4 protein-coding genes are annotated in these 3,069 nt (G+C 69.0%); 3 read left to right on the forward strand and 1 reads right to left on the reverse strand.

Features of this window, described 5'->3' with window-relative positions; genetic code table 11:
- Together VGP60_RS29075 and VGP60_RS29080 are read left to right on the forward strand one after the other, a co-directional pair.
- Window positions 1–1,023 (forward strand): hypothetical protein (locus VGP60_RS29075; protein ID WP_327551317.1); only part of this gene is annotated, 1,023 nt, incomplete at its 5' end.
- Window positions 1,024–1,229: 206 nt separating this feature from the next.
- Window positions 1,230–1,925, forward strand: a complete 696-nt coding sequence (locus VGP60_RS29080; protein WP_327551318.1) for a hypothetical protein — start codon at window positions 1,230–1,232, stop codon at window positions 1,923–1,925.
- 248 nt (window positions 1,926–2,173) lie between these two features.
- Here VGP60_RS29080 and VGP60_RS29085 read toward each other — a convergent pair whose 3' ends face one another.
- Window positions 2,174–2,536 carry a nuclear transport factor 2 family protein gene (locus tag VGP60_RS29085; RefSeq protein ID WP_327551319.1) on the reverse strand — a complete coding sequence of 121 codons (363 nt, stop codon included), beginning with the start codon at window positions 2,534–2,536 and terminating at the stop codon, window positions 2,174–2,176.
- Between the two features lie 280 nt (window positions 2,537–2,816).
- Here VGP60_RS29085 and VGP60_RS29090 point away from each other — a divergent pair.
- The coding region (locus VGP60_RS29090) for a cupin domain-containing protein (RefSeq protein WP_327551320.1) at window positions 2,817–3,069 on the forward strand (253 nt) is incomplete at its 3' end.

The raw sequence follows: 3,069 nt of genomic DNA on the forward strand, positions 1-3,069 counted from the left end.
GCAACGGCCTCCGCGGACACCACCGCCGACCTGTCCGTGACTGCCCCGCAGCAGGACACCGCCGAGGAGCGCACGCCCGGCTCCATCACCAACTACTCGTTCTACGTCTCGAACCTCGGGCCTGACGCGACTGAGGCCAGCGCGACGGTGACGCTCGGCGACGCCGAGGAGCTCGTGTCCGTCGGCTCCGGCCGCGGCTCGTGCACCGAGTCCGCGCCGGTCGTCTGCAGCCTGGGCAGCGTTGCGCCGGGCGGGCAGGTCATGGTGACCGTGCAGGTGCGGTTCACCCGCGCCTCGTCGACCAACGGCAATCACGTGCGCGTGAGCGGCCCGGGCACCAACGTCGACCCTGACACGTCCAACGACCAGGCGGCGGCGCTGAGTCCCGTCGCCGCCGGGGGCGACAGCACCGAGGGTACGCCGGTGATCTCGACGGGCGAGTGGTTGCGGAGCCAGAGCCGGCTGACGGTCGAGGCGGACGTCACGCCCAACGGCGCCGGCAAGATGTTCTTCCAATACGGCAGGACCAGCGACTACGGCAGCAAGACGGACGCCCAAGCCGTCTCCGGCTCGGCGGAGAAGACGGTCAAGTCCGTACTCGCCGGCCTGAAGATGAGCACGCTGTACCACTACCGCGCGGTGCTTGTTGTCGGCGGCAAGACCTACTACGGCAAGGACGTCAAGGCCCGGACGCTCGGCGTCCTGAAGTACGGCCCGCTCACGCTGAAGGCCGCCAACCGCAGCCCCAAGAGCGTCAGGTACGTCGGCGCGCTCGGCGACGGCCTGGCCGACGCGCCCGGCGCCTGCAAGGGCACCGTGACCGTGACGGTCTACACGCTGGGGGGCGCCGACCTGCTCCGCCGCACCACGCGGATGAAGAGCGACTGCACGTACGCGATCACCATCCCGTTCGGCCGCTCGCAGGCCAGCAAGTACGGCAAGAAGGGGTCCGTCCTGACGCAGGCCCGGTTCTCGGGCAACAAGGCAGTCAGCTCGGTCGGCTCGGAATCCGACCGGCCGTAGAAGCGGCACTGTCGCTTCGGACGAGAAGCGGAAGCGACTGCGGAATGCTGCTTTGCGCGAGAGCCAGAGCGGTCGCGTAGCTCGCTTTGCAAGGAAAGCGGCACTCCGCAGGCCAGGCGCCTCGCGGCCGGTCGTGATGAGCCGCAAGGCTCCGGCCGGGGCTCGGCGGCGCGCAACTTCCCGGGCGCTCATGCGTTCTGAGCGCCATGCCCAGGATCTTGATCGCGGCCGCGACGGTGCTCGTGCTTCTGGCCGCCAGCCAGGCGCAGGCGCAGGCGTCGGCGAAACGGCGGTGCCCGACCCGGGCGCTGGCGCTGGAGACCAAGCGGCTGGTCATCTTCAAAGTCCGGCTCAAGCCCACGGGGACCGAGTACATCGCCTGCTGGCGCTCCACCGGCGTCCATCATGCCGTCACGCTGGCGTTCGAGTCGGCGCACCTCGACCTCGCTGTCAGCGGCCCCTGGGTCGTGTTCGTGCGCACTGATGCGCCTAATGCTCGAGGGCGCATCACGTGGACTGCCGGGACCCGTAACGCCCGGACCGGCGCCTGGGGCCCGGTGATCGCGGCCTCCACCGACGGCCGGTTTCCCAAGCCGTCGCTCGGCGGGCCGCCGGGCGACCTCGTGGTTTCGTCGAAGGGGCTGTTCGCCTGGCGCGCCGACGTCGCAGCGACCTCGTATGCGGCCGCGCACGAGGAGATCCTCACCGCGCAGAGGTCCAAGATCTTCCCGGTCGGCGTCGGCGCTCCGGTGATCCTCGCGGATGCGTTGATGCCCGATCCCGGCGCGCCGCCGTTCACGGCGCTGTCGTTCCGGAACTCGTGCCTCCTCGGCTGGACGGTTGCGCCGGGCCTGGACGCGCCCGCACAGGCGGACGTCTGCGCCGCGGCGGCGGCGCGCTGACGGACGACGACCGACGAGTCAGGCATGACCGTGAGCGTGTCGGCGAAGCTGTCGGGCGGCGGGCGGTGGAGGCTCGGAAGCTGTCGCCTCCCTCAATTTGCGAGCGGCGATGGTTCGGCGGACAGTCAGTGCTTCCGGACCGAGGCACGAGGAGGCAGCGGCTCGCTTCTGCAATGGACGACGAGCGGCAGCGTGACCCGCCGGATCGCCGCACGACGGCCGCCTGCAGGCATCGGGTGTAGTTCGTCTCAGTCGACGATCTTCCAGAAGGAGTCCTTGCGGCTGATCTTGCCGTCGGTGAACTCGAACAGGTCGCATCCGCGCACTTCGATGGACTCGCCAGTCGCTGTGGTTCCGCGGATCGTCCACTCGGACACGCCGCGATCACCGCGTGTCCAGTGGCGGGCATCGCCGTAGTCGATGTCTGGAATCCCGTCGAACCGTGCTTGAAATCCCTTCCGGACCTGCTGCTTGCCGACCAGTCGGAGCCCTCCCGGCGCGGGCCCGCGCGGCGTGTCAAAGACGCAATCATCAGTGAAGAACGACATGATCGCGTCGAGGTCGTGGTCGTTGAATGCGTGGAGCAACGCCTGTAGCGGCGGCGTCCCCACCTCTGGGCTGGACATGAGTTGGCCTCCTGGTCGGGAGCGTGAGCCTCGCGCACCGGATGGCGTCCCGCAAGCCGCATCGCCGCTGCTGCCTTGGACGAGAAGCGGAAGCGACTGCGGAATGCTGCTTTGCGCGAGAAGCCCGAGCGGTCGCGTAGCTCGCTTTGCATGGAAAGCAGTACCTACTGTCTGACCGCGGAGCGCCGCTGGGAAGGAACCTGGCACCGCGGCGCTTGACGCGTCAGACGGCGACCCCAGCCAGGGGTGGCCATAGGATTGCGCCATGCCGTTCACGCTCAGGAACCTCAAGGAGGATCTGGAGGACGTCGGGTCCAGGTTCGACGGCGCGCCGGACCTGGAGTTCCGCTTGGCGACCGAGGCGCTCGAGCTCGAGAAATCCGGCCTGAGCTACCAGCGGGTCCCGCCCGGCCATCGCTTTCCGTACGGCCACACGCACAGGAAGCAGGAGGAGGTGTACGTGGTCCTGAGCGGGAGCGGGCGGATGAAGGTCGACGACGAGATCGTCGAGCTCAAGG

The organism is Amycolatopsis sp. (assembly GCF_036008905.1).
Taxonomy (GTDB): domain Bacteria; phylum Actinomycetota; class Actinomycetes; order Mycobacteriales; family Pseudonocardiaceae; genus Amycolatopsis.